The organism is Pseudomonas sp. BF-RE-22 (genome assembly GCF_019956155.1).
Taxonomy (GTDB): Bacteria; Pseudomonadota; Gammaproteobacteria; order Pseudomonadales; family Pseudomonadaceae; genus Aquipseudomonas; species Aquipseudomonas migulae.
Genome location: NZ_JAHBDD010000066.1, coordinates 54,306 through 78,662, shown reverse-complemented (window position 1 = coordinate 78,662; position 24,357 = coordinate 54,306). Strand labels below are relative to the sequence as shown.

The following is a 24,357-nucleotide window of genomic DNA, read 5'->3' as shown; positions in this document are numbered from 1 at the left end:
GCGATGGCCTTGCTACAGCTGGAGCGCATCAGCGCACAGTACCCCGGTAGTCCGGAACCGGTATTGGCGGATATTTCCTTGAGCCTTGGGCCCCAGCAATTGCTGGTGGCCCTCGGCCCGTCCGGCAGTGGCAAGACTTCGCTGTTGAACCTGATTGCCGGTTTCGTCGAACCCAGCGCCGGGCGCATCACCCTCGATGGCGTGCCGGTCAAAGGCCCGAGCGCCGAACGCGGCGTGGTGTTCCAGGACGACGCACTGCTGCCTTGGCAAGACGTGCTGGCCAACGTCGGTTTCGGTCTGGAACTGGCCGGTGTCTCCCGGGACAAACGTGAAATCCGTGCTCGGGAAATGCTCGCACTGGTGGACCTTTCCGGTTTCGAAAACCGGCGGATCTGGCAACTTTCCGGTGGCCAGAAGCAGCGTGTTGGCCTGGCCCGTGCACTCGCCGCCGATCCTCGCGTGTTGTTGATGGACGAACCTTTCGGCGCCCTCGACGCCTTCACCCGCGAACAGATGCAGGAGCTGCTGCTGCAAGTCTGGCAGCGCACCGCCAAACCCGTATTCCTGATTACCCACGATATTGAAGAAGCGGTATTTCTCGCCACGGACCTGATTCTGCTGGCGCCAAACCCCGGGCAAATCGTCGAGCGCCTGAGCCTGGATTTTGGTCAGCGTTACGCCGCCGGCGAGTCCGCACGGGCGATCAAATCCGACCCGCGCTTTATCGAAACCCGCGAACACGTACTCGCCAAAGTGTTCTCCCAACGCAGCGCCGCCACGCGGCAGGAGCGCGCATGAGCAGCTATGAAATTCCGGCCGTGACGGTGAAACCGGGTTCGACGGTGATTCCTGTTCGGCGAAGCCTCAGTACTCGCTGGATCAGCGTGCTGACCCTGGTCGCGTTGGTTGCCCTGTGGTGGGCCGTTACCGCCACAGGAATGATCGAACCGCTGTTCCTGCCGCCACCGTCCGCCGTGCTGCAAAAAGGCTGGCTGCTGGTGACCACCGGCTACATGGATTCGACGTTGTGGCAGCACTTGGGCGCGAGCCTCAGCCGCATCGGTCTGGGTCTTGGTTTTGCCGTGCTGACCGCCGTGCCGGTCGGCATCGCCATCGGTCACAACCGTATTGCGCGCGGCATTCTCGATCCGCTGATCGAGTTCTACCGCCCGATTCCACCGCTGGCCTATCTGCCGTTGATTGTCATCTGGTGTGGCATTGGTGAACTGTCGAAAGTCCTGCTGATTTACCTGGCGATTTTCGCCCCGATCGCCATCGCCACCGCGACTGGCGTGCGCACCGTCGACCCGGCCAAATTGCGTGCAGCACAATCTTTAGGCGCGACCCGGGCGCAGTTGATTCGCCATGTGATTTTGCCGAGTGCGTTGCCGGACATTTTGACCGGCGTGCGCATCGGTCTGGGCGTGGGCTGGTCAACGCTGGTCGCCGCCGAACTGATCGCCGCCACCAGCGGCCTGGGCTTCATGGTGCAGTCGGCCGCACAGTTCCTGGTCACCGATGTGGTGGTGCTGGGGATTCTGGTGATTGCGCTGATCGCCTTCGCCATGGAGATGGGCTTGCGTGCGCTGCAACGCAAACTGGTGCCGTGGCACGGCCAGGCTCACTAACGACTTGTCATTGACCATGCCGACAGATCGGCACCCCGGATTGAAGAGAACCACCATGAGCAACCTGACAATCGTCCCCCTCAGCTCCGCCCTCGGCGCGCACATCAGCGGCATCGACATCAGTCAGCCACTGAACCTGGAACAGCGCGATGCCATCGAACAGGCACTGCTCAAACATCAGGTTTTGTTCTTCCGCGACCAGCCGATCACGCCGCAGCAACAGGCGCGTTTCGCCGCCAACTTCGGCGACCTGCACATTCACCCGATCTACCCCAATGTGCCGGAACAGCCAGAAGTACTGATCCTCGACACCGCCGTCACCGACGTGCGCGACAACGCGATCTGGCACACCGACGTGACCTTCCTGCCGACCCCGGCGATGGGCGCGGTGCTCAGCGCAAAACTGTTGCCGGAGTTTGGTGGCGACACGTTGTGGGCCAGCGGTATTGCGGCCTATGAGGCGCTGTCCGCGCCGATGAAAAGTCTGCTGGAAGGGCTGACGGCGACGCACGATTTCACCCGTTCGTTTCCGTTGGAACGCTATGGCAACACGCCTGAAGCATTGGCTCAGTGGGAAGAGGCTCGCCGCAAGAATCCACCGCTGTCGCACCCGGTCATTCGCACGCACCCGGTGAGCGGGCGCCGTTCGTTGTTCGTCAGTGAAGGGTTTACGTCGAAGATCAATGAACTGTCGGAGACGGAGAGCGAGACGATTCTGAAGTTTCTGTTCGCCCATTCCACGCGGCCGGAATTCACCATTCGCTGGCGCTGGCAGCAGGACGACATCGCGTTCTGGGACAACCGCGTGACGCAGCATTACGCGGTGGATGACTACCGGCCGGCACGGCGGGTGATGCAGCGGGCTACGGTGTTGGGGGATGTGCCGTTTTTTCGGTGAGCCCCGGAGTTCTTTATTGACATTGATGACCTCTTCGCGAGCAAGCCCGCTCCCACATTAGACCGCGTTCAATGTGGGAGCGGGCTTGCTCGCGAAGGTGATATAGCAGGCGCCAGATAAACCGGCGCGAACGCTTACTCCGCAGTCGAAGGCTTCTCCCAAAGATTGATCCCGCCCTCTTGGGCAAACCGGTCAATCTCCGCCAACTCTTCCGCACTGAAGCTCAGATTCTTCAACGCCCCGACGTTCTCGATAATCTGCTCCGGCCGGCTCGCACCGATCAGCGCCGAAGTCACCCGAGGGTCGCGCAGCGTCCACGCCAACGCCAGTTGCGCCAGGCTCTGGCCGCGACGCTTGGCAATCTCATTGAGCCCACGCACATGGGCAATGTTGGCCTCCGACAGATGCGAGGACTGCAACGAACCGCCGCCCGGACGATTGACCCGCGCATCCTTCGGAATGCCGTTGAGGTATTTGTCGGTCAACAGGCCCTGCGCCAACGGCGTGAACGCAATCACGCCGGTGCCCAGCTCGTCGGTGACATCCAGCAGATCCTTTTCCACCCAGCGATTGAGCAGGTTGTAGGCCGGCTGGTGAATCAGCAACGGCACTTTCCACTCTTGCAACAGCGCCGCCATCTCACGGGTTTTCACCCCGGAATACGACGAGATACCGATGTACAACGCCTTGCCCTGCTGCACCGCCGTGGCCAGTGCGCTGGCGGTTTCTTCCAGCGGCGTGTCCGGGTCGAAACGGTGGGAGTAGAAAATATCCACGTATTCCAGGCCCAGACGCTGCAGGCTCTGATCAAGGCTGGCCAGCACGTATTTACGCGAACCACCGCCCTGCCCATAAGGACCGGGCCACATGTCCCAACCCGCCTTGCTCGAGATGATCAGCTCGTCGCGATACTGCTTGAAATCTTCACGCAGCAAACGCCCGAAGTTGGTCTCGGCGCTACCATACGGCGGACCATAGTTATTGGCGAGGTCGAAGTGGTTGATCCCCAGATCGAACGCCGTGCGCAGCAACGAACGCTGGGTGTCGATCGGCGTGCTGTCGCCGAAGTTGTGCCACAGCCCCAGGGACAACGCCGGCAACACCAGACCGCTGCGACCGACGCGGCGGTAAGGGATGGAGTCGTAGCGGTTTTCGGCAGCGGTGTAGGTCATCGAATCCTCTCTTGTCTGTCTTGAAGTTGGTATCGACTGCTTCGCAAGTTGCCCAGCATACGCCCAGACAAACGTCGATAGACCTCGGACTTGAGGAAATGCTGAAACGTTTCACATATTTTCGATTCGAGGGGCTAACGCGCCCCTGCAAACACCTCCCCCAACCAATCCACAAACACCCGAACCCGTGGCGACATGTGTCGGTTGTGCGGATACAACACTGAAACCGGCATCGGTGGTGGCGGCGTGTCGATCAGGACTTCCTGCACCAGGCCTTGGGCGATCTGCGTTTCCATTCGGTAATGCGGGCACTGGATCAGGCCCAGTCCGGCAATGGCCGAGGCGGCGTAGATTTCTGCGCCGAACACCGAGATCGCGCCCTCGATGGCGACTTCCTGCAATTCGCCATCGACCATGAATTCGAACGGGAACAACTTCGCCGTGGTGCGCGAGACGTAGTTCACAGCGCGATGGTGTTTCAGGTCTTCGAGGGTTTTCGGTTCGCCGTATTTGCGCAGGTAGGCGGGGCTGGCGCAGGTGATCTGGCGCAGGTTGGCAACGCGTTTGCCGATCAATGCCGAATCACCCAGCGTGCCGGCCCGCAGCACACAGTCGACGCCTTCAGCGATCAGGTCGACAAAGCGGTCGGCCTCGCTGATGGACAGTTCGATATCCGGATAGCGCTCCATGAATTGCGGCAAGGCGGGGATGACAAAACTCTTGGCCAGCGTGCCATGCAAATCCACCCGCAATCGCCCCTTCGGCGCGACGCTGCGAAAAGCCAGTTCAGCTTCTTCCAGTTCCGCCAGCAATTGCACACAGCGCAAGTAGTACGCCTCGCCGTCCAGCGTAGGACGCACCTTACGCGTGCTGCGCTCCAGTAAACGCGTACCGAGCCAGGCTTCGAACTGGTTCAGCGTGTGGGTCAGGGTTGCCCGTGGCAGGTTCAGGTCTTCGGCGGCCAGGGTGAAGCTGCTGCGCTCGTAGATCCGCACGAACACCTTCATCGCTTTGACTTGATCCATGGCGTTCGAGACCTTTGATTGTTGGCGTTTATTGAACAGTCAAGGCAACTCTCGTGCATTTATCAGCCTGAGTAAACATGTGAGTCTGGCTTCACCCCAAACAGACACCCTCAAAGGATTCACCGCCATGACTACTCAAACTTCGAAAGTTGCCATCGTGACCGGCGCCTCCCGCGGCATCGGCGCCGTGATCGCCAAACAACTGGCCAGCGAAGGTTTCGCCGTCGCCATCAACTACGCCAGCAGCGCCACTGAAGCCTCAAAGCTGGTCGTTGAACTGCGTCAGGCCGGCCATCAAGCCATAGCGATCAAGGCTGACGTGGCCAATGCCGACGATGTACGCCGGATGTTCGACGAAACCGAAACACAACTGGGCAAAGTCGATGTGCTGATCAACAACGCCGGCATCCTCAAAGTGATGCCGCTGGCGCAGCACACGGACGAACTGTTCGACCAGAACTTCAACATTCACGCCCGCGGCACTTTCAATACGTTGCGTGAAGCGGCGACCCGTTTGAACAGCGGTGGCCGGATCGTCAATTTCTCCAGCAGCACCGTCGGCATGAACCTGCCGGGTTACGCCGTGTACATCGCCAGCAAAGCCGCGGTGGAGTCCCTGACTCAGGTGTTCGCCAAGGAAATGCGCGGTCGCAACATCACCGTCAACGCCGTTGCGCCTGGCCCGGTGGCGACCGATTTGTTCCTTCACGGCAAGAGCGAAGAGCAAATCCAGAACTTTGCCAAGATACCGCCGCTGGAACGCCTGGGGCAGCCGGAAGACATCTCGCGCGTTGTGTCCTTTCTCGTCGGCCCTGATTCGGCGTGGGTCAATGGACAGATTCTGCGGGTGAATGGCGGGTTGGTTTAAGCTGCTATGTAGGCAGGATTGACGCCTTCGCGGGCAAGTCGAATCGTCGCACCGCTCGCTCCTACAGGAGCGACACAAAACTGTAGGAGCGAGGCTTGCCCGCGAAGGCGGTCTTAAAGACGCACTACACCTGAAGGGAGGAACGCATCATGCACACCACGATCATCATCACCTTCGGCCTGGTCCTACTGGCGCTGATGCTGTTCATCGGCGAGAACATCGGCTTCAGCCGCCAGACGCTGACCTACAGCTTCATCGTGTTGTGGCTGGCCCTGACGATGATCAACGGCGCCATCGGCGTGGTCACCGCCGGCCAGTCCGTGACCACGGAGCTGGTGGTCGGCAGCATCGTGTTCAGCATCCCGGTGGCGGCGCTGGTGTTGTTCATGGTGATGAGCAGCGAGGCCTGAGTTCAACGCACCAGATGCAAAAACTGCAGGTGCCGCTCGTACTGATCGAGGATGTCGTTGATGACCTGATCCTTGGTGTAGCCCACCAGATCGTAGTCCTGACTGCCCTCGCTCAGGTGCACTTCGGCCCGATAATAACGGCGATTGTTGAGTTGCTTGGGCCCCATGCCGCCACGGGCGAATGACGGCGTGAAGTAGCCACGCATCTGCACCTGATAGATGAACGGATGCTGCTCGCCGTGACCGATTTCCAGGCTGACGCTGTCGTTTGCCGGATCGGGTTGAGTGATCACGTTCAAACCCTTCTCGACGAACACCGCCGACACCTCTTCAATCGCCGGGCGCACCGTCGTGTCGAGGAAGCGATAGACCTCATCCCGCGACGGGAAATGCACCGCCTGACTCAAACGCTGACGCCAACCGCCGCGCCGCGATCCGGACACCGGCGCCAGGGAATGCAGCTGCGCGATCTGCTTCTGCGACTCCAGGTAAAACGCCTTGTGCAGCCCCCACATCATCAGCAGCAAGATCATCGAAAACGGCAACGAAGTCAGCACCACCGCTGACTTCAGCGCATCGATGCTGCCCGAAAACAGCAGCGCACTGGTGACCAGCGCGGTCATCGCGCCCCAGAACACCCGCAGCCATTTCGGCCCGTCTTCATCCGGGTTGCCGCCCTTGGCCGAGAGTGTCGACAGCACCACGGTGCCGGAATCGGCCGAGGTGACGAAGAACACGAAGCTGATGAACACCGTGACCGCAATCACGGTTTTGCTCCACGGGTAGGTTTCCAGCAGCAGGTACAGCGTCATCGACGGGTTGTCGATGGCCGACATGCCGAGCGCGCTCATGCCGTGATTGAGCACCTGGTCGATGGCGCTATTGCCGAAAATCGACATCCACGCCAGGGTGAAACCGAGCGGGATCAACAGCACGCCGAAGACGAATTCGCGAATGGTGCGGCCACGGGAAATCCGTGCGATGAACAGACCCACGAACGGCGACCACGCGATCCACCACGCCCAGTAGAACACCGTCCAGCCGCCCAGCCAGTCGCTGGGTTTGTCGTAGGCGTAGAGGTCGAAACTTTTCATCGGCAAGGCGCCGAGGTAGTCGCCGAGGTTCTGGATCAGGGTATTGAGCAGGTGCTGCGTAGGGCCGGCGAACAACACGAACAGCAGCAGCGCACAGGCCAGCAGCATGTTGATGTCGGACATCACCCGCACGCCTTTATCGACGCCAGCCACCGCGACGATGATCGCCGCGCCCATCATCAGCGTGATCAGGCCGACCTGAATCCACTGGGTGTGAGCGATGCCGAACAGGTAATCCAGGCCCGAGTTGAGGTGCAACACGCCGAAGCCCATGTCGGCACCGAGGCCGAACACCGTGGCGATGATGCCGAAGCCATCCACCGCATAACCGATCGGGCCGTTGATGCGTTTGCCGATCAGTGGGTACAGCGCCGAACGCAAGGCCAACGGCAGGTTATGGCGGTATGCGAAGTAGGCCAGCGCCATGCCGACGAAGGCAAACACGCCCCAGCCGTGCAGCCCCCAATGCAGAAACAGAATCTGCATCGCCTGGCGCGCCGCGTCCGCTGTGCCGGCCTCGCCTTGCGGCGGTTGCAACAGATGGGTCAATGGTTCGGACACGCAAAAGAAGAACAGCGTGATGCTGATCCCGGCGGCGAACAGCATGCCGGCCCAGGACAGGTAACTGAATTCGGGCTCGTCGTGGTCGGCACCGAGCTTGATCTTGCCGTAGCCGGACAAGGCGGTGACCACCACGAAGACCAGATACAGCGTCATCGCGAGCATGTAATACCAGCCGACCGTATTGGCCGCCCAGTTTTGCGCTTGCAGCAACCAGGCGCCGGCTTGTTCAGGCATGGCGATAACGACGATGCCGAACAGAAAAATAAAGGTCGCCGCGAAGTAAAACACCGGCGGATTCATGCGGATCTGGCCGCTGGCGGGGGTGGACGATGCACTCATGAAAGGTGCACCTCGAGGGGGTGAAACCGGGCAATCAATAACGGACTCGGCAAGGGCAAGCCTCCTGTTGTGAGCGGGCAGCAAACCGACGGTTTAACTTGAATGAACGTTCAAGTTAAACATGGATAGGGGGCTAAGGACTAATCGCAGGGCTCGGCGGTAGTGTTCGTACGCTAGCTCAAGGATGGGTATGACGCGGGGTTTGGGGGGGTGTTCAGTGGGGAAATGGGTGGATGCCGTTATCGCGGTTTGTCTTGAAACCGATCGCCAGCAAGCCGGCTCCTACAGGTTTTGTGTCGCTCACAAAATTATCGTTCGACACAAACTTTGTAGGAGCCGGCTTGCTGGCGATGGCGTCTGAAAGGCCGCTAAAGCCTTCGGGCCCTACTTCTGCGTCCCATCATCATGCTGCAAATTCGCCTGTGTCAGGTTGGCCCCTGCCGGAACGCTGCGCGTCAGCCAAACGTTGCCGCCAATAGTCGAGCCCTTGCCGATGGTGATCCGCCCCAGAATGGTCGCGCCGGCATAAATCACCACATCGTCTTCAACAATCGGATGCCGCGGATGGCCCTTCTGCAACTGGCCGTCTTCATCCGCCGGGAAGCGTTTGGCGCCCAGGGTCACGGCCTGATAAATCCGCACACGCTCGCCGATGATCGCGGTCTCGCCGATCACCACGCCCGTCCCGTGATCAATGAAAAAGCTGCGGCCGATCTGCGCGCCCGGGTGAATGTCGATACCGGTCGCCGAGTGCGCGATTTCTGCACTGATCCGCGCCAGCAGCGGCAGCCCGGCACGGTACAAATGGTGCGCGAGGCGATGGTGAATCACCGCCAGAATCCCCGGATAGCACAGCAGCACTTCATCGACGCTGCGGGCCGCCGGGTCACCGTGATAGGCCGCCAGCACATCGGTGTCCAGCAGGCTGCGCAGGCCCGGCAGGGCGAGTGCGAAGTCCTGGATGATCTGGATCGTTTTGGCTTCGACTTCAGTGTCGGCCGAGGCACTGTGGCGGGCGGCGTAACGCAATTCGAGCCGTGCCTGCCCCAGCAACGCATTCAACGCGACATCAAGCGTGTGACCGACGTAGAAATCTTCACTCTCTTCACGCAGGTCGACCGGCCCCAGGCGCATCGGGAACAACGCCCCGCACAACGCTTCAAGAATCTCCGCCATGGCCGCTCGGGAAGGCAACTCGCGGCCACCCTGCTCGCCGCTGGCGCGGCCGTTTTGTGCACGCCACTCGTCACGCGCCGTGCGCAGTTGGCTGACGATGGTCTGCAATTGCCAATGGCTGGAACGCTCGCTCACGGTAAAAACTCCACACGGGCGGCCGGACTGTCTGGCCGCACTGACGGCGATTACTTTACGGCAAGGTCTGGAAACCGAATTAAGAACTGATTGTGCTGTGCTCAGCACTTTTGGCTATAAGTAATCTTGCCGGTTGCCCATGCATTTGGGCGTGCCTATAGTCCTGACATCTCTCACCGCCAGTACGGACCCATGATCAAACAACAGCTCGCCCGTTTTGACCGCCTCGATCTGCTCGGCCACCCGACCCCTCTGGAAAAACTCGAACGCCTGTCAGCCTGGCTGGGCCGCGACGTGTACGTCAAACGCGATGACCTGACGCCGCTGGCGATGGGCGGTAACAAGCTGCGCAAACTCGAATACCTGGGCGCCGATGCGCTGGCCCAGGGCGCGGACACGCTGATCACTGCCGGCGCGCTGCAATCCAACCACGTGCGCCAGACCGCCGCCCTCGCCGCCAAACTGGGCCTGGGATGCGTAGCGTTGCTGGAAAATCCTTTGGGTACCGAAGACGCCAACTATGTCGGCAACGGCAATCGGCTGCTGCTTGACCTGTTCGATGCCAAGGTCGAGCTGGTGGACAACCTCGACAACGCTGACGAGCAACTGGAAGCATTGGCCGCACGCCTGCGCAGCAACGGCAAAAAGCCGTATCTGGTGCCGATTGGAGGCTCCAATGCGTTGGGCGCCCTGGGTTATGTGCGCGCGGGGCTGGAATTGGCCGAACAGATCAAGGACACCGGCCTGACCTTCGCCGCCGTGGTGCTGGCATCGGGCAGCGCCGGGACCCACAGCGGCCTGGCGCTCGCGTTGAGCGAAGCACTGCCGGATTTGCCAGTGATTGGCGTGACGGTTTCGCGCAGCGAAGAAGATCAGCGGCCGAAGGTTCAAGGCCTCGCCGAGCGCACCGCAGCGCTGTTGGGCGTCAGCCTGCCAGCGAGCTTCAAAGTCGAGTTGTGGGACGAATATTTCGGCCCGCGCTATGGTGAGCCGAATGCCGGGACGTTGTCGGCGGTAAAACTGGTTGCGAGCCAGGAAGGTTTATTGCTGGACCCGGTGTATACCGGCAAGGCGATGGCGGGGTTGCTGGACGGGATTGGGCGTCAGCGTTTTGATGAAGGACCGATCATTTTCCTGCACACCGGTGGGGCGCCGGCGTTGTTTGCCTACGATTCGGCTTTCTGAGAGCGCTGCGCGCTCTATCGCCAGCAAGCTGGCTCCTACAGGGTTCGCGTCGAATGAAAAATCGCGCACGCCCCTGTAGGAGCCGGCTTGCCGGCGATAGCGGTCTAACCGACACATATTCCTTTAAGGAATAACAAACGCAGTATTTATTATTTTCCTATCTATAAGCACCGTCATATAGTCACGCCGCAGGCGAATTTGCAGCGAGACGCATACGCTGCTTTAGGGCAGGATATCGCAGTCGTCCAAATCCCGATTTTGCCAACATTCCTAAAAGCGTCTTCATAAGAAATCACAGGGGCTTGTCATGAATTTTTCCGCACTACGTCGAAATCTGCTGGTGGGTTCGCTGGGCCTGGCGCTGAGCGCCGGTCTGCTGGGGCAAGCGGTTGCCGGTGAGCAACTGCAAAAAATCAAGGACGCTGGCGTGATCAACGTCGGCCTGGAAGGCACTTACCCACCGTTCAGTTTCGTTGACGCCGACGGCAAACTGACCGGCTTCGAAGTCGAGTTCTCCGAAGCCCTGGCCAAAGAGCTGGGCGTGAAGGTCAAACTGCAACCGACCAAATGGGACGGCATCCTCGCGGCGCTGGAATCCAAGCGTCTGGACGCAGTGGTCAACCAGGTGACTATCTCCGAAGAGCGCAAGAAGAAGTATGACTTCTCCGAGCCGTACACCGTTTCCGGGATTCAGGCGCTGGTGCTGACCAAAAAAGCTGCCGAGTTGAACATCAAGTCTGCCGCCGACCTGGCTGGCAAGAAAGTCGGCGTAGGCCTGGGCACCAACTACGAGCAGTGGGTTAAAGCCAACGTGCCGACCGCTGACGTGCGCACCTACGAAGATGATCCGAGCAAGTTCGCAGACCTGCGTAACGGTCGCACTGACGCCATCCTGATCGACCGCCTCGCCGCACTGGAATACGCCAAGAAGGCCAAGGACACTTCCGCCGCCGGCGAAGCGTTCTCCCGTCAGGAAGCCGGCATTGCCCTGCGCAAAGGCGAGCCTGAGTTGCTGGCAGCGGTGAACAAGGCCATCGACAAGCTGCGTGCCGACGGTACGCTGAAAAAGCTTTCGGAAAAATACTTCAGCGCTGACGTCACCAAATAATGGGAGAAGCTTTCCAACTTGCGCTGGACTCCGCGCCCTTCCTGCTGAAGGGCGCGTACTACACGGTAATCCTCAGCCTGGGCGGGATGTTTTTCGGCCTGGTGATGGGGTTCGGCCTGGCGTTGATGCGCCTGTCGCGCTTCAAACTGGTGAGCTGGCTGGCCCGCATCTACGTGTCGTTCTTTCGCGGCACGCCGTTGCTGGTGCAACTGTTCGTGATCTATTACGGCTTGCCGCAATTGGGCATCGAACTTGATCCGCTGCCGGCGGCCCTGATCGGCTTCTCGCTGAACATGGCCGCCTACGCCTGCGAAATCCTGCGTGCCGCGATCAGCTCCATCGAGCGTGGCCAGTGGGAAGCCGCCGCGAGTATCGGCATGACCCGCGCGCAGACATTGCGCCGGGCCATCCTGCCGCAAGCGATGCGCACGGCATTGCCGCCGCTGGGCAACAGCTTCATCTCGCTGGTCAAGGACACGGCGCTGGCCGCCACCATTCAGGTGCCGGAACTGTTCCGTCAGGCGCAGCTGATTACCGCCCGGACTTTCGAAATTTTCACCATGTATCTTGCCGCCGCGCTGATCTACTGGGTTCTGGCCACGGTGCTCTCGCACCTGCAGAACAAGTTGGAAGAGCGGGTCAATCGGCACGACCAGGAGTCCTGACCCCATGATTGTCGTGGAAAAACTGACAAAGCAGTTCAAGGGTCAAGTAGTGCTTAACGGCATTGATCTGGAAGTGAAGGAAGGCGAGGTGGTGGCAATCATCGGGCCGAGCGGCTCGGGGAAAACCACGTTCCTGCGTTGCCTGAATTTTCTCGAAGAACCCTCCAGCGGCCGGATCAAGGTCGGTGACATCGAGATCGATGGCAGCCGCCCGTTGAACCAGCAGCAGAGCCTGGTGCGGCGCTTGCGTCAGCACGTCGGCTTCGTGTTCCAGAACTTCAACCTGTTCCCGCATCGCACCGCCCTGGAAAACGTCATCGAAGGCCCGATCATCGTCAAGAAGATCGCGCACGCCGAAGCCGTTGCCCTGGGTAAAAAGCTGCTGGCCAGGGTTGGCCTGGCAGGCAAGGAAGACGCGTACCCGCGACGCCTTTCCGGTGGACAACAACAGCGTGTGGCGATTGCCCGTGCGCTGGCGATGGAACCGGAAGTGATTCTGTTCGACGAACCCACCTCGGCACTCGATCCGGAGCTGGTGGGGGAAGTGCTGGCGACCATCCGCAGCCTCGCCGAGGAGAAGCGCACCATGGTCATCGTGACCCACGAAATGGGCTTTGCCCGCGACGTGGCCAACCGAGTGGTGTTTTTCGACAAGGGTGTGATTGTCGAGCAAGGCGAAGCCAAAGAATTGTTTGCCCATCCGAAAGAAGAACGGACAAAACAGTTTCTCAGCAAGTTCCTGAACAACGCTCAACACTGAGCAGCCATAACAGCGACATAAACTTCCACGGATGGAAGTTACATCGAAACTTCATACCCCCCTGCAACTGCCACTAAAACCACTCTTACAATTTAACCCTCTTTCAATAATCGTGTGCGGTACATATATATGTCCTGCGACAGATTATCCTCGCCTAAAATCCACAAAACACTTGCGCATTGCCACACGAACAACCGGCGCCCCCCACCTCCAAAAACCGCTGATTCGGTGGGTTTGTTCGACAAGTCGATGGGGCTTCCGGACCTGAAAGCGTAGGAGCTTTCTGAATAACGAAAGATTCGTTACTTAACTAACCAACTCTATTGACACTTATTCCAGCGCACTCTTATCTAGTCTCCGGCAAACGAACTCATCACGTTCAATCATTGTTCATACGCAAGTAATGAGCCGTTTGTGGCTCGGCCAATCAGTTCTTTCAGAAACGGACTTCGCTGCAAGACTTCAAGGAGAAACCCATGAAACATATTTCGAAAAAACCCGAACTTGCGGCACCGACCGTGGAGCAATCCCACCGGAGCGGCATCAACATCACCTCGGCTTCTCACCTGCTGATCGCCGTCGCGCCTTATCCCGGCATGGACGAAGGCGACTTGATCGAACTGTTCTGGGACAACTGCTACGTGGCCTCCAGGGTGCTGAACACCCTGGACGTCGGCAAATCCGTCAGCCTGCGCGTGCCGCAAAGCTTCATCGCCAACGGCTCCTCTCGCATTCACTACCGGCTGATGCAGGTCGGCCATGGGCCAGCGCTGTCACCGACAACCCGCGTACAGGTCAAGCTCGACTGCCCGGGAGGCCAGCCCTCTGCCCTGTACGGCGATGAAATCCAGAGCCTGGCGCCGGTGAGCATTCCCGAAACCATCCGCCGTCAGGGCGTCAACCCGAACCAGATCAAGCGCGGCGTTCCCTTGACCATCGAGCCGTACCTGAACATGGCCATCGACGATGAAATCACCCTGCGCTGGGGCGATGTGCGCATGGACCTGCCACGGCTCAAAGCCGGCGATGTGGGCCAGCCGATTCAGGTCTGGGTGCCGCCGGCGATCATTCTCGAAGCCGGCGAAGACCTGCGGCTGGAAGTGACCTACTGCATCCTCGACCGCGTGGGTAATAACTCTCGCTGGGCGCCGGCGCGTACGTTGAAGATTGGGTGTGCCAATCCCTATCTGAAAATCCCGCAGAGGGAAGTGCTCATGGCCGCCGAACCCCGAAAAAATTGAGATCCATACCGTCCCCTGTAGGAGCGAAGCTTGCTCGCGAAAAACGATAACGCGTCGTGTCAGAACTGACGCCTTCGCGAGCAAGTCGGATCGCCGCACCGTTCGCTCCTACAAAAGCCGATCGCTGACTGTTTCTGTTGCTACAAGAACAAAGTGTTGCCCTGCGTACAGTTGCTCACGACACACTTCTATCCATATTCCTAAAAGTTAGTTTATTTAATTTTTATACACGCTTAGGGTATATAAACCGGACCACCGGACATTCTTGTTTTTACTTCGCCGCATCCATCGCGGCGTTCCATGAGATGTGAGGTAGGTATGGTCCGGAACACAATCACCCCAGTGCAGATCGCCAGGGCATTGCGTGCAGCAGCCAAGGAGCGGCACTGATGTCCAGTCTGGCAGATGCAATCGTCCAGAGTGATCTGGACATCGCCCCGTTGTTGTTGCCCGCGCAGGTGTTGCGCAACGACGCACAAGCGATCAAGGCCGCCCATGAGCTGGCGCAGGTCGCCCGCCAACAAGCGGCTAAACGCGACCGTCAGCGCAAGCTGCCGTGGTCGGAAATCGAACAGTTCACCCGCAGCGGCCTGGGCAGCATTGCCATCCCGCGCGAATACGGCGGCCCGCAGGTTTCGTTCGTCACCCTGGCCGATGTTTTTGCGATCATTTCCGCAGCCGACCCGGCACTGGGACAGATCCCGCAGAACCAGTTCGGCATTCTCAACCTGGTGCTCGGCAGCGCTACCGAAGCGCAGAAAAAACAGCTGTTCAAAAGCGTGCTCGAAGGTTGGCGCATCGGCAATGCCGGGCCAGAACGCGGCACCAAAAACACCCTGGAACTCAAGGCACGGATCACCGCCGACGGCGACGGATTTGTCATCAGCGGGCAGAAGTTCTACTCCACCGGCGCCCTCTTCGCCCACTGGGTGGCGGTCAAGGCGCTGAATGACGACGGCAAGCAAGTGTTGGCCTTTGTCCGTCGCGGCACACCGGGCTTGCGGATCGTTGATGACTGGTCCGGTTTCGGCCAGCGCACTACCGCCAGCGGCACCATTTTGCTCAACAACGTGCGGGTCGACGCCGAGCTGGTGGTGGACAACTGGAAGATCAACGACAAGCCGAACATTCAGGGCGCCGTCTCGCAGCTGATTCAAGCGGCCATCGACGCCGGCATCGCTCGCGGCGCCATCGACGACGCCATCGAATTCGTGAAAACCCGCGCCCGCCCATGGATCGACGCCAAGGTCGAACGCGCCAGCGATGATCTTTATGTGATCGCCGACATCGGCAAACTGAAAATCGAACTGCACGCCGCTGAAGCGCTGCTGCGCAAAGCCGGGCAGGTGCTCGATCAGGTCAACGCCGCGCCGCTCACCGCCGAATCCGCCGCCCGTGCCTCGATTGCCGTGGCCGAAGCCAAGGTGCTGACCACCGAGATCTCGCTGCAGGCCAGCGAAAAGCTCTTCGAACTGGCCGGCAGCCGCGCCACCCTCGCCGAATTCAACCTCGACCGCCATTGGCGCAACGCCCGCGTGCACACGCTGCACGATCCGGTGCGCTGGAAGTATCACGCCGTCGGCGCCTATCACCTCAACGGCACGCTCCCCGCTCGCCACTCCTGGATTTAACGACCAGACACCTGGAGAAACACATGACAATTTCTCACCACGTCGCGGTCATAACCAGCGATGAGCAAGCCCTGATCGTCGCCAGTGATCTGGCCGAAGATTTCAAACGCGACAGCGCCCTGCGCGACCGTGAACGCCGTTTGCCGCACCCGGAGCTGGAAGTGTTTTCCCGCTCGGGTCTGTGGGGCATCAGCGTGCCGAAGGAGTACGGCGGCGCCGGGGTTTCCAACGTCACGCTGGCCAAGGTGATCGCCTTGATCGCCCAGGCGGACGGATCCCTCGGACAAATTCCGCAGAACCATTTTTACGCCCTCGAAGTGTTGCGCGTGAACGGCAGCGCCGAGCAGAAAAAACGTCTCTATGCAGAAGTGCTGGCCGGCCAGCGTTTCGGCAATGCACTCGCCGAACTCGGCACCAAAACCGCCCACGACCGCGTCACCAGTCTGACCCGCGACGGTGACGGCTATCGCATCAACGGCCGCAAGTTCTACGCAACGGGCGCGATCTACGCGCAACGCATCCCGACCTCGGTGGTGGATGAAAACGACGTGCAGCAACTCGCATTCGTACCACGCGACAGCAAAGGCCTGACAGTCATCGACGACTGGAGCGGTTTCGGCCAGCGCACCACCGGCAGCGGTTCGGTGGTGTTCGAAGACGTCTTTGTGGCCGCCGAAGACGTGATCCCGTTTCAAAGCGCCTTCGAACGCCCGACCCCGGTCGGCCCGTTGGCGCAGATTCTTCACGCTGCCATCGACACCGGCATCGCACGCGCCGCCTATGAAGACGCGCTGCATTTTGTGCGAACCAAAACCCGGCCATGGATCGACGCCACACACGAAAAAGCCATCGACGACCCGCTGACCATCAAGAGCTTCGGCCACCTGAGCATTCGTCTGCACGCCGCCGAAGCCCTGCTGGAACGCTCCGGCGAATTCCTCGACAAGGCTCAGGCTGACACGAACGCACAGACCGTTGCCGCCGCGTCGATTGCCGTCGCCGAAGCCCGCGCCATCAGCACCGAAATCTCCCTTGCCGCCGGCAGCACGCTGTTTGAACTGGCCGGCAGCCAGGCGACCCTGATCGAACACGGACTGGATCGTCACTGGCGCAACGCTCGGGTACACACGCTGCACGACCCGGTGCGCTGGAAGTATCACGCCGTGGGCAACTACTACCTCAACGATGAAAACCCTCCGTTGCGAGGGACCATCTGATGGCCGGTGAGAAAAAGAAGATCCTGCTCAACGCGTTCAACATGAACTGCATCGGGCACATCAATCATGGCTTGTGGACGCACCCACGGGACACCTCGACTCAATACAAGACCATCGAGTATTGGACCGAACTGGCGCAGTTGCTGGAGCGCGGTTTGTTCGACGGCTTGTTCATCGCTGACATCGTCGGCGTGTACGACGTCTACCAGAACTCGGTGGACGTACCGCTGAAAGAATCGATCCAGTTGCCGGTCAACGACCCGCTGCTGCTGGTCTCAGCGATGGCGGCGGTAACGAAAAACCTCGGTTTCGGCCTGACCGCCAACCTGACGTATGAACCGCCGTACCTGTTCGCCCGACGCATGTCGACCCTCGATCATCTGAGTCGCGGCCGGGTCGGCTGGAACATCGTCACCGGCTACCTCGACAGCGCCGCCAAAGCCATGGGCCTGAGCGAACAAGTGGAGCACGACCGTCGTTACGACCAGGCCGACGAATACCTCGAAGTACTCTACAAACTGTGGGAAGGCAGTTGGGAAAACGGCGCGGTGCTCAACGATCCGCAGCAGCGGATCTACGCCCAACCCGAGAAAGTGCACAAGGTCGAACACAAGGGCGAGTTCTATCAGGTCGAGGGTTATCACCTCTGCGAACCTTCACCGCAGCGCACGCCGGTGCTGTTCCAGGCCGGCAGTTCGGATCGCGGTTTGCTGTTCGCCGGGCGCCACGCCGAGTGTGTGTTCATCAGCGGCCAGAACAAACCGTCGACCAGGGTTCAGGTGGACAAGGTGCGCGCCAGCGCCGTTGAAGCCGGGCGCAATCCTGAGGACATCAAGGTGTTCATGGGGCTGAACGTGATCGTCGGCGCCACCGAAGAGCTGGCCTGGGCCAAGCACGCCGAGTACCTGAGCTACGCCAGCGCCGAGGCCGGCGTGGCGCATTTCTCGGCATCGACCGGGATCGATTTTTCCGAGTACGCCATCGACGAACCGATCCAGTACGTGAAGAGCAACGCGATTCAATCGGCAACCAAAAACCTGCAAAACAACGACTGGACCCGGCGCAAATTGCTTGAGCAACACGCGCTCGGTGGCCGCTACATCACGGTGGTCGGTTCACCTGAGCAAGTGGCCGATGAGCTGGAATCCTGGATCGCCGAAACCGGGCTGGATGGCTTCAACCTGACACGAATTGTCACGCCGGAAAGCTATGTGGATTTCATCGAACTGGTGATTCCCGAGTTGCAGCGGCGTGGGTCGTACAAGACCGCTTATGACGACGGCAGCCTGCGGGAGAAGCTGTTTCACGCAGAGGCGCATTTACCTGAGCAACACACCGGTTCCGCGTTCCGCCGTTAAAAGCTTCGCGAGCAAGCTTCGCTCCTACAGGGGATCGCAGTGCCTTTGTAGGAGCGAGGCTTGCCCGCGAAGAGGCCCGTCCAAACACCCCAAATTTATGCACTGACTGGAAAAAACATCATGACCAAGAACTACTTCTCTCACCCAGTCAAAGCACTGGCCCTGGCCCTCGGCCTCTTCAGCTCCATCACCTTCGCCGCCGACGCACCGCTGAAAGTCGGCACCACCGCCGCCTTCGCCATCCCGCTGGAAGCCGCCGTCGCAGAAGCCAACAAACAAGGCCTGAAAGTCGAACTCGTCGAGTTCACTGACTGGATCGCGCCCAACGTCAGCCTCGCCGCCGGCGACATCGACGTGAACTACTTCCAGCACGTGCCGTTCCTGGAAAACGCCAAGGCCGCCGCCGGTTTTGACCTGGTGCCGTTCGCACCAGGCATCATCAACAACGTCGGCCTCTACTCGAAGAAATACAAAAGCTTCGACGAACTGCCGGAAGGCGCCAGCGTCGCCATCGCCAACGACCCGATCAACAGCGGTCGCGGCCTGCAACTGCTGGCCAAGGCCGGCCTGATCACGCTCAAGCCGGGTGTCGGCTACAAGGCCACCGAAGAAGACATCATCGCCAACCCGAAGAAAATCAAAATCCTGCAAGTCGAAGCGGTGCAACTGGTGCGCGCCTATGACGACGCCGATCTGGTGCAGGGCTACCCGGCCTACATCCGCCTGGCGAAGACCTTCGATGCCGGTTCCGCGTTGCTGTTCGACGGCCTCGATCACAAGGAATACGTGATCCAGTTCGTGATCCAGCCAAAAAACAAAGCCGACCCGCGCCTGATCAAATTCGTCGACATCTACCAGCATTCGCCAGCCGTTCGCGCAGCGTTGGATAAGGCCCACGGCAAACTCTATCAAGCCGGTTGGGAAAGCTGAGAATGACGGCCGCGATCCAACGGCGACTGGATATTCCAGAGCCTCAAAAAGCCGAACAGACCGAACTGCACCCCGACCTGAACCGTGCTCACGTGCGCTTCATCGGCCTGGGCAAAACCTACAACGGCCAGCAAGGTCCGGTGGCGGCGCTGCACGGCATCGACCTGGCAATCCAGCGCGGTGAAGTGTTCGGCATCATCGGCCGCAGCGGCGCCGGCAAGTCGTCGCTGATCCGCACCATCAACCGCCTCGAACAACCGAGCACGGGACGTGTGCTGATCGATCAAGTGGACATCGGCGAGTTCGATGAAGACCGCCTGGTGGCGCTGCGTCGGCGCATCGGCATGATCTTCCAGCACTTCAACCTGATGTCGGCCAAGACCGTTTGGCAGAACGTCGAGTTGCCGCTGAAAGTCGCCGGCGTGCCCAAGGAAAAACGCGAGCAGAAAGTTCGTGAGCTGTTGGAACTGGTCGGCCTGCAAGAGAAGCACAAAGCCTACCCGGCGCAGCTTTCCGGCGGGCAGAAACAGCGCGTCGGCATCGCCCGCGCGCTGGTGCACGACCCGGAGATTCTGTTGTGCGACGAGGCGACCTCGGCGCTGGACCCGGAGACCACGCAATCGATCCTCGGCCTGCTTCGCGAGATCAATCAGCGCCTGGGCCTGACCATCGTGCTGATCACTCACGAGATGGCTGTGATCCGCGACATCTGCGACCGCGTCGTGGTGTTGGAGCATGGCCGCATCGTCGAGCAAGGCCCCGTGTGGGAAGTCTTCGGCAACCCGCAGCATGAGGTCAGCAAGACCTTACTGGCGCCGTTGCAACACGCATTGCCGCAGGAGCTGCAAAGTCGTCTCCAGGCGCAACCACAGTCGTCCGACGCCGCCGTGGTCCTGCGTTTGCAATTCACCGGCAGCGCCACCGACGAACCGGATCTGGCCGCGCTGTTCGCCGCCCTCGGCGGTCGCGTGCGCTTGCTGCAAGGCGGCGTGGAACGGATTCAGGGCCATGCGCTGGGGCAATTGCTGCTGGCGGTGACCGGCTCGCCGCTCGGCGCAGAGGAACTGCGTCAACGCGCCGGCAACTGGGCGCAACAGGTGGAGGTGCTGGGTTATGTGGTTTGATCGGTTGCTGCAAGGCTTCATCGACACGTTTTTGATGGTTGGCGTGTCGTCGTTGATCGCGCTACTGGCGGGGATTCCGCTGGCGGTGATTCTGGTCACCAGCTCCAAGGGCGGGATCTACGAAGCACCGGCACTGAACCGTGCCTTGGGTGGGTTCGTGAACCTGTTTCGCTCGATTCCGTTTTTGATTTTGATGGTGGCGTTGATTCCGTTCACGCGGTTGATCGTCGGCACCACTTACGGAGTCTGGGCCGCTGTAGTGCCTCTGACGATTGCGGCCACGCCGTTCTTTGCGCGTATCGCCGAAGTCAGTTTGCGTGAGGTGGATTACGGTTTGATCGAAGCTGCGCAGGCGATGGGGTGCCGGCGTTGGCACATCGTTTGGCATGTGTTGTTGCCGGAAGCGTTGCCGGGGATTGTCGGTGGTTTCACGATCACCTTGGTGACCATGATCAACTCGTCTGCCATGGCCGGGGCGATTGGTGCGGGGGGATTGGGGGACATTGCGTATCGGTACGGGTATCAGCGGTTTGATAGCCAGATCATGCTGACGGTGATTGTGGTGTTGGTGGTGTTGGTGGCGGTGATTCAGTTGGGTGGGGATCGGTTGGCTCGGGGGTTGAACAAACGCTGAAGCAAATGAATGACCTCAACGAGGGGAGCATTTCGCAAACACCTGCCCCCTCCCGTTCAAGCAATAAAGAACTAGCTGTCACTTCGCATATAGCTGACCCAATCGGTGGCCAAGAGATCGGAAAAATGAAGTTTTTTTGGTCTTATTCTGAACGAGTGGACGTGTGACTCGGCTGGTGCCAATGGACGGTTGCACGGGCTCAGCCAATGGTTTGGCAAGTCCCAACATAGATTCTTCATTGTAGATCTGCTGGGCGGTCATCCCTTTAGCCTCCATCTTGAAAATGATGTTCAGGCCTTCACTTTCGCCAAAATTCGCTTTGGCGGCTTCCCAGACACCTTGTTCTTTCAGGTAGGTGATCAAGCCATTGAAATCTCGCTTGTACATGTTCACCAGGCGCTCATACGTTTCGGGCGAGTCAATAGAATTGATTCGAAGTGTTGAATCAAACGACGAGCTCTCGGGAATCGGGGCATAGCTCACTGACTGTTGCTGCGGAGCAATCTCGCGAATCATCGCCTCAACGTCAATTGAGGATTCGGGTTTGTAGTGGCCGGAATGATTGTTGATGACGAGTTTTGAAGGGTCTTGTTTATCAACTTTCAACAGCCCCGCGAACTCTGGAAGGCCCATGCCAGGCTGGATGCCCATGTGCTGATAATGCATGTTGGCAAATAGACGCAGCTTGCCGTCCTGATCACGAAATGCAGCAATGGCATGTCCGAAAGATGATGGGTACCACTCGGAATCCGCCCCCTGGATCACCTCCATTCCTCGGGTATATACCGGACCAGTACTCATGAACGTGTTTTTCTCTTGATCCCACATCAGCTCCTCGAACCATCCGCTATAAATGGTTTTACTGCTTGAGTTGACGATATCGGCGATAAAAATATCGACTGGAATCGATATCGTGCCTTGCCAGTCGTAGAAATTAATCGGGTTGTTCCTCACCATCGCATAGCGATTCAGCCCATCCTTGTCTCCTGCCGGGTCTGGGCACATCCAACGCTGCAACCACGGCGCGTAATACCGGAATCCGTAGTAATAGAGCCCTGTCACATCCCGCTCTTTGCCGGAATAGCGAAACGTTTTGTACTTCGCCACCAACGCATTTTTACCAGCCCAGCATGCGGTGCCGCCGAAGGCGTAATAGTGTTCCTGAGTCAGCACGCCTGCTTCGTGATCCAGCTCCAATGTGCTGGAACCAAGGTGGTCGCAGAGGCTGTAACGCAGTTGATCGGCATGGGTTCCTTCGGGCCAGTGCAAGGACCGAACACTGCAACGTCCCGCTTCAATGCTGATGACATGGCGCTCTTCGCCATCGGCCTGGCGGTGGATTTCCAGGTTGGGCAGGTAACGGACTTCAGAACGCCCTGTACGGCCACTGGTCTGGTTGAAATGCACTTTGCGCAGCCGATGGCCGGGGCGGTCGTAGACGTAGCCTTCGTAATCGTCGGGTTCATCGCCGCGCTTGACCAAGGTCACCCGGCTTAACTGGTTGCGGATGTCCCACGTCATGGTTTGGCCGCGCTGCAACTCCAGCTGATTGCCGCAGGCATCGAAGCCTGACTCGATTTCCGACTCACCGGGCAATGAACCATCGTCCCGCTGCGCCAGGCTGCGGTTGCTGCGGGCGGAGGTGAACATCGAGAAACCCGGCGCGCCACTGTGCTGGCGGGTGATCAGATTGCCCGCCGCGTCGTACTCGAAGCGCTGGGTGTAATTGCGCCGCTGATTGGGGTCCAGCGGTGTGGGCAGTAAATCCGGCAATGCGGGTCCGTGGCTGGGGTTGGCAACTTCCCAGCCGCTGGCTTCGACCAGTTGGGACAGGCTGTCATAACGGTAACGATTGATTGGTTCGATGCGCTGGTTGTTGAACCAGGTAACGGCTTGGGCCTTGTCTTCCAGCTTGATGATGTTGCCCGCCGCATCGTAGACATAATGCAAATCCTGCAACAGCTTCTGACTTCCGACTGTCGCCACCAACCGAATCAGCCGACCGTTCTCGGCGTCGTACTCGGCTTGCGTTTTCACACCGTTGCCTGCGATTTCGCTTTCGATCTGGTCGTGGGCGTTGTAGCGGATGTCGCTGACCAGCTGTTGTGGTTGTCTGCCCTCTCCAGCCATCAGCAGCCAGGTTTCACTCAGCTTGCCTGCCACGTCGTAGACAAAGGTTCGGTCATTGCCCATGGCATCGGTCTGGCGCTGAATCTCGCCCGTGGGAGAAAAGACGTGCCGCGTGACAAACGACTGATCGTCCAGCAACGCGTCCCGAGCCTCCAACTCGCTGGGCCAGTTCGGTGGTTCAAGGTCGATCAGGAAGCATTGGTTTTCACTCAATTGCGAACCGGCCAAACCGTAGTCGGTGACGAAGCGGGTACCGGCTGGATTGTCGTGGCGGATCAGCTTTGCGCATTGGTTATGCACTGCGAATGCCGGAGCAGAGCCGCCGTAAGTCAATCGCTCGACCACGCGCGGTAGTGCTTCGGCGGGCTGTTCAGTGACGGCTATCGGACGTTGCTGATCGTCAAAGTCGATGTGACGCTGACTGCCTCTGGCGTCCCAGAATGAACGCAGCGAACCGGCCTGATTCAACAGGCTCAGTTGCCAACCGGCATCGACGCTGTCCGTCAGCAAAGGCTGGCCGCTCAACCCATGGACCGTCACCAGATTCGGTTTCTGCGCAGACGCCCATAAACGGGAATCCGACGACTCGACCAAACGCCCCGCAGCATCGAAAACCTGCCGAGTGATGCGCGAAGCAATGACGTTCTCGTCCGGATGCCGGCAATAGCCCACCTCGCGAATCGCCAGGGCTCGCGGGTCCATGACCGACAACGTCGGTGTGTGGGGGTGAGCGTTCACGGTATCGACGGTCCTTCGCTCGGGTCGAGATAAGACTGAGCCTTTTTGGGCCGGGCCGATACTGTAAGAAGTAACAGGTAGCCGCACCGAGAGTGTTGGGGCGGCGGGGATTGAACAAACGCTGAATCAAGGTTAGCGGTAGGAAATTAACTACAAGTCGGGAAGTTTTCCCACAGAGAAATCAGCACTCCTACAAGGCCAATCCCTTTCATTTGCAGGACATTTCCTAGATGATTCCGCACGCTTGCGCCTGGCAAATCCGCTGGCTAGTCTCGGTCCGTCACTGCTCATCAGTGATCGGGTTTAGTCGCTCGGACCTACCAGGCG

21 protein-coding genes are annotated in these 24,357 nt (G+C 59.6%); 16 read left to right on the top strand and 5 right to left on the bottom strand.

Features of this window, described 5'->3' with window-relative positions; translation table 11 throughout:
* Nucleotides 1-3 precede the first annotated feature (3 nt).
* From tauB to tauD, 3 genes are read left to right on the top strand one after another with little or no spacing between them, the layout of a single operon-like run.
* On the top strand, nucleotides 4-798 hold the full coding sequence (gene tauB / locus KGA82_RS24830; protein ID WP_008040159.1) for a taurine ABC transporter ATP-binding subunit: 795 nt from the start codon (nucleotides 4-6) through the stop codon (nucleotides 796-798).
* Nucleotides 795-1,628 (top strand): taurine ABC transporter permease TauC, encoded by an 834-nt coding sequence (gene tauC / locus KGA82_RS24825; RefSeq protein WP_008032267.1) that lies wholly within the window; start codon nucleotides 795-797, stop codon nucleotides 1,626-1,628. The genes tauB and tauC overlap by 4 nt, the downstream gene beginning before the upstream one ends.
* Nucleotides 1,629-1,683: 55 nt before the next feature.
* Nucleotides 1,684-2,526: a taurine dioxygenase gene (tauD, locus tag KGA82_RS24820; RefSeq protein WP_223452803.1), complete on the top strand. Its 843-nt coding sequence runs from the start codon at nucleotides 1,684-1,686 to the stop codon at nucleotides 2,524-2,526.
* A 134-nt stretch (nucleotides 2,527-2,660) separates the two neighbouring features.
* On the opposite strand, the gene mgrA is transcribed toward tauD, so the two are convergent.
* Both mgrA and KGA82_RS24810 read right to left on the bottom strand, forming a co-directional pair.
* Nucleotides 2,661-3,698: an L-glyceraldehyde 3-phosphate reductase gene (mgrA, locus tag KGA82_RS24815; RefSeq protein WP_008040162.1), complete on the bottom strand. Its 1,038-nt coding sequence runs from the start codon at nucleotides 3,696-3,698 to the stop codon at nucleotides 2,661-2,663.
* Nucleotides 3,699-3,832: 134 nt separating this feature from the next.
* Entirely contained in the window at nucleotides 3,833-4,723 is an 891-nt protein-coding gene (locus KGA82_RS24810) for a LysR family transcriptional regulator (RefSeq protein WP_008032272.1), read from the bottom strand.
* Between the two features lie 127 nt (nucleotides 4,724-4,850).
* Between KGA82_RS24810 and KGA82_RS24805 the strand changes: the two genes are divergently transcribed.
* Nucleotides 4,851-5,591, top strand: a complete 741-nt coding sequence (locus tag KGA82_RS24805) for an SDR family oxidoreductase (RefSeq protein WP_223452799.1) — start codon at nucleotides 4,851-4,853, stop codon at nucleotides 5,589-5,591.
* A 149-nt stretch (nucleotides 5,592-5,740) separates the two neighbouring features.
* The gene (locus tag KGA82_RS24800; RefSeq protein ID WP_008032471.1) at nucleotides 5,741-6,001 is read left to right on the top strand and encodes a hypothetical protein; all 261 of its coding nucleotides are present in this window, start codon (nucleotides 5,741-5,743) and stop codon (nucleotides 5,999-6,001) included.
* Nucleotides 6,002-6,003: 2 nt separating this feature from the next.
* On the opposite strand, the gene betT is transcribed toward KGA82_RS24800, so the two are convergent.
* Complete coding sequence (betT, locus tag KGA82_RS24795; protein WP_177318889.1) at nucleotides 6,004-7,959, bottom strand: choline transporter BetT; 1,956 nt, start codon at nucleotides 7,957-7,959, stop codon at nucleotides 6,004-6,006.
* A 423-nt stretch (nucleotides 7,960-8,382) separates the two neighbouring features.
* The gene (gene epsC, locus KGA82_RS24790; RefSeq protein WP_008032476.1) at nucleotides 8,383-9,309 is read right to left on the bottom strand and encodes a serine O-acetyltransferase EpsC; all 927 of its coding nucleotides are present in this window, start codon (nucleotides 9,307-9,309) and stop codon (nucleotides 8,383-8,385) included.
* Nucleotides 9,310-9,501: 192 nt separating this feature from the next.
* Here epsC and KGA82_RS24785 point away from each other — a divergent pair, with 192 nt between their 5' ends.
* The 11 genes from KGA82_RS24785 to KGA82_RS24735 all read left to right on the top strand — a co-directional run bounded on the left by KGA82_RS24785 (nucleotide 9,502) and on the right by KGA82_RS24735 (nucleotide 21,162).
* Nucleotides 9,502-10,494 carry a D-cysteine desulfhydrase gene (locus tag KGA82_RS24785; protein WP_008032477.1) on the top strand — a complete coding sequence of 331 codons (993 nt, stop codon included), beginning with the start codon at nucleotides 9,502-9,504 and terminating at the stop codon, nucleotides 10,492-10,494.
* 307 nt (nucleotides 10,495-10,801) lie between these two features.
* Nucleotides 10,802-11,602 carry a cystine ABC transporter substrate-binding protein gene (tcyJ, locus tag KGA82_RS24780; protein ID WP_008040169.1) on the top strand — a complete coding sequence of 267 codons (801 nt, stop codon included), beginning with the start codon at nucleotides 10,802-10,804 and terminating at the stop codon, nucleotides 11,600-11,602.
* Nucleotides 11,602-12,267: a cystine ABC transporter permease gene (tcyL, locus tag KGA82_RS24775; protein WP_008032482.1), complete on the top strand. Its 666-nt coding sequence runs from the start codon at nucleotides 11,602-11,604 to the stop codon at nucleotides 12,265-12,267. Before tcyJ ends, tcyL begins: the two co-directional genes overlap by 1 nt.
* Before the next feature lie 4 nt (nucleotides 12,268-12,271).
* Complete coding sequence (gene tcyN / locus KGA82_RS24770) at nucleotides 12,272-13,027, top strand: L-cystine ABC transporter ATP-binding protein TcyN (RefSeq protein ID WP_008032484.1); 756 nt, start codon at nucleotides 12,272-12,274, stop codon at nucleotides 13,025-13,027.
* A 476-nt stretch (nucleotides 13,028-13,503) separates the two neighbouring features.
* The gene (locus tag KGA82_RS24765) at nucleotides 13,504-14,268 is read left to right on the top strand and encodes a hypothetical protein (RefSeq protein ID WP_207285579.1); all 765 of its coding nucleotides are present in this window, start codon (nucleotides 13,504-13,506) and stop codon (nucleotides 14,266-14,268) included.
* A gap of 389 nt (nucleotides 14,269-14,657) precedes the next feature.
* A complete protein-coding gene (locus KGA82_RS24760) occupies nucleotides 14,658-15,899 on the top strand; it encodes an SfnB family sulfur acquisition oxidoreductase (RefSeq protein ID WP_207285578.1) in 1,242 nt (413 codons plus the stop codon).
* 23 nt (nucleotides 15,900-15,922) lie between these two features.
* Entirely contained in the window at nucleotides 15,923-17,116 is a 1,194-nt protein-coding gene (locus tag KGA82_RS24755) for an SfnB family sulfur acquisition oxidoreductase (RefSeq protein WP_223452792.1), read from the top strand.
* Entirely contained in the window at nucleotides 17,116-18,474 is a 1,359-nt protein-coding gene (locus KGA82_RS24750) for an LLM class flavin-dependent oxidoreductase (RefSeq protein ID WP_223452788.1), read from the top strand. Before KGA82_RS24755 ends, KGA82_RS24750 begins: the two co-directional genes overlap by 1 nt.
* Before the next feature lie 120 nt (nucleotides 18,475-18,594).
* Nucleotides 18,595-19,404: a MetQ/NlpA family ABC transporter substrate-binding protein gene (locus KGA82_RS24745; RefSeq protein ID WP_223452780.1), complete on the top strand. Its 810-nt coding sequence runs from the start codon at nucleotides 18,595-18,597 to the stop codon at nucleotides 19,402-19,404.
* Between the two features lie 2 nt (nucleotides 19,405-19,406).
* Complete coding sequence (locus KGA82_RS24740) at nucleotides 19,407-20,528, top strand: methionine ABC transporter ATP-binding protein (protein ID WP_192417255.1); 1,122 nt, start codon at nucleotides 19,407-19,409, stop codon at nucleotides 20,526-20,528.
* The gene (locus KGA82_RS24735) at nucleotides 20,518-21,162 is read left to right on the top strand and encodes a methionine ABC transporter permease (RefSeq protein WP_223452776.1); all 645 of its coding nucleotides are present in this window, start codon (nucleotides 20,518-20,520) and stop codon (nucleotides 21,160-21,162) included. Before KGA82_RS24740 ends, KGA82_RS24735 begins: the two co-directional genes overlap by 11 nt.
* Before the next feature lie 78 nt (nucleotides 21,163-21,240).
* Here KGA82_RS24735 and KGA82_RS24730 read toward each other — a convergent pair whose 3' ends face one another.
* Nucleotides 21,241-24,030, bottom strand: coding sequence for an RHS repeat domain-containing protein (locus tag KGA82_RS24730; RefSeq protein ID WP_223452773.1), 2,790 nt, complete (start codon nucleotides 24,028-24,030; stop codon nucleotides 21,241-21,243).
* Nucleotides 24,031-24,357 lie beyond the last annotated feature (327 nt).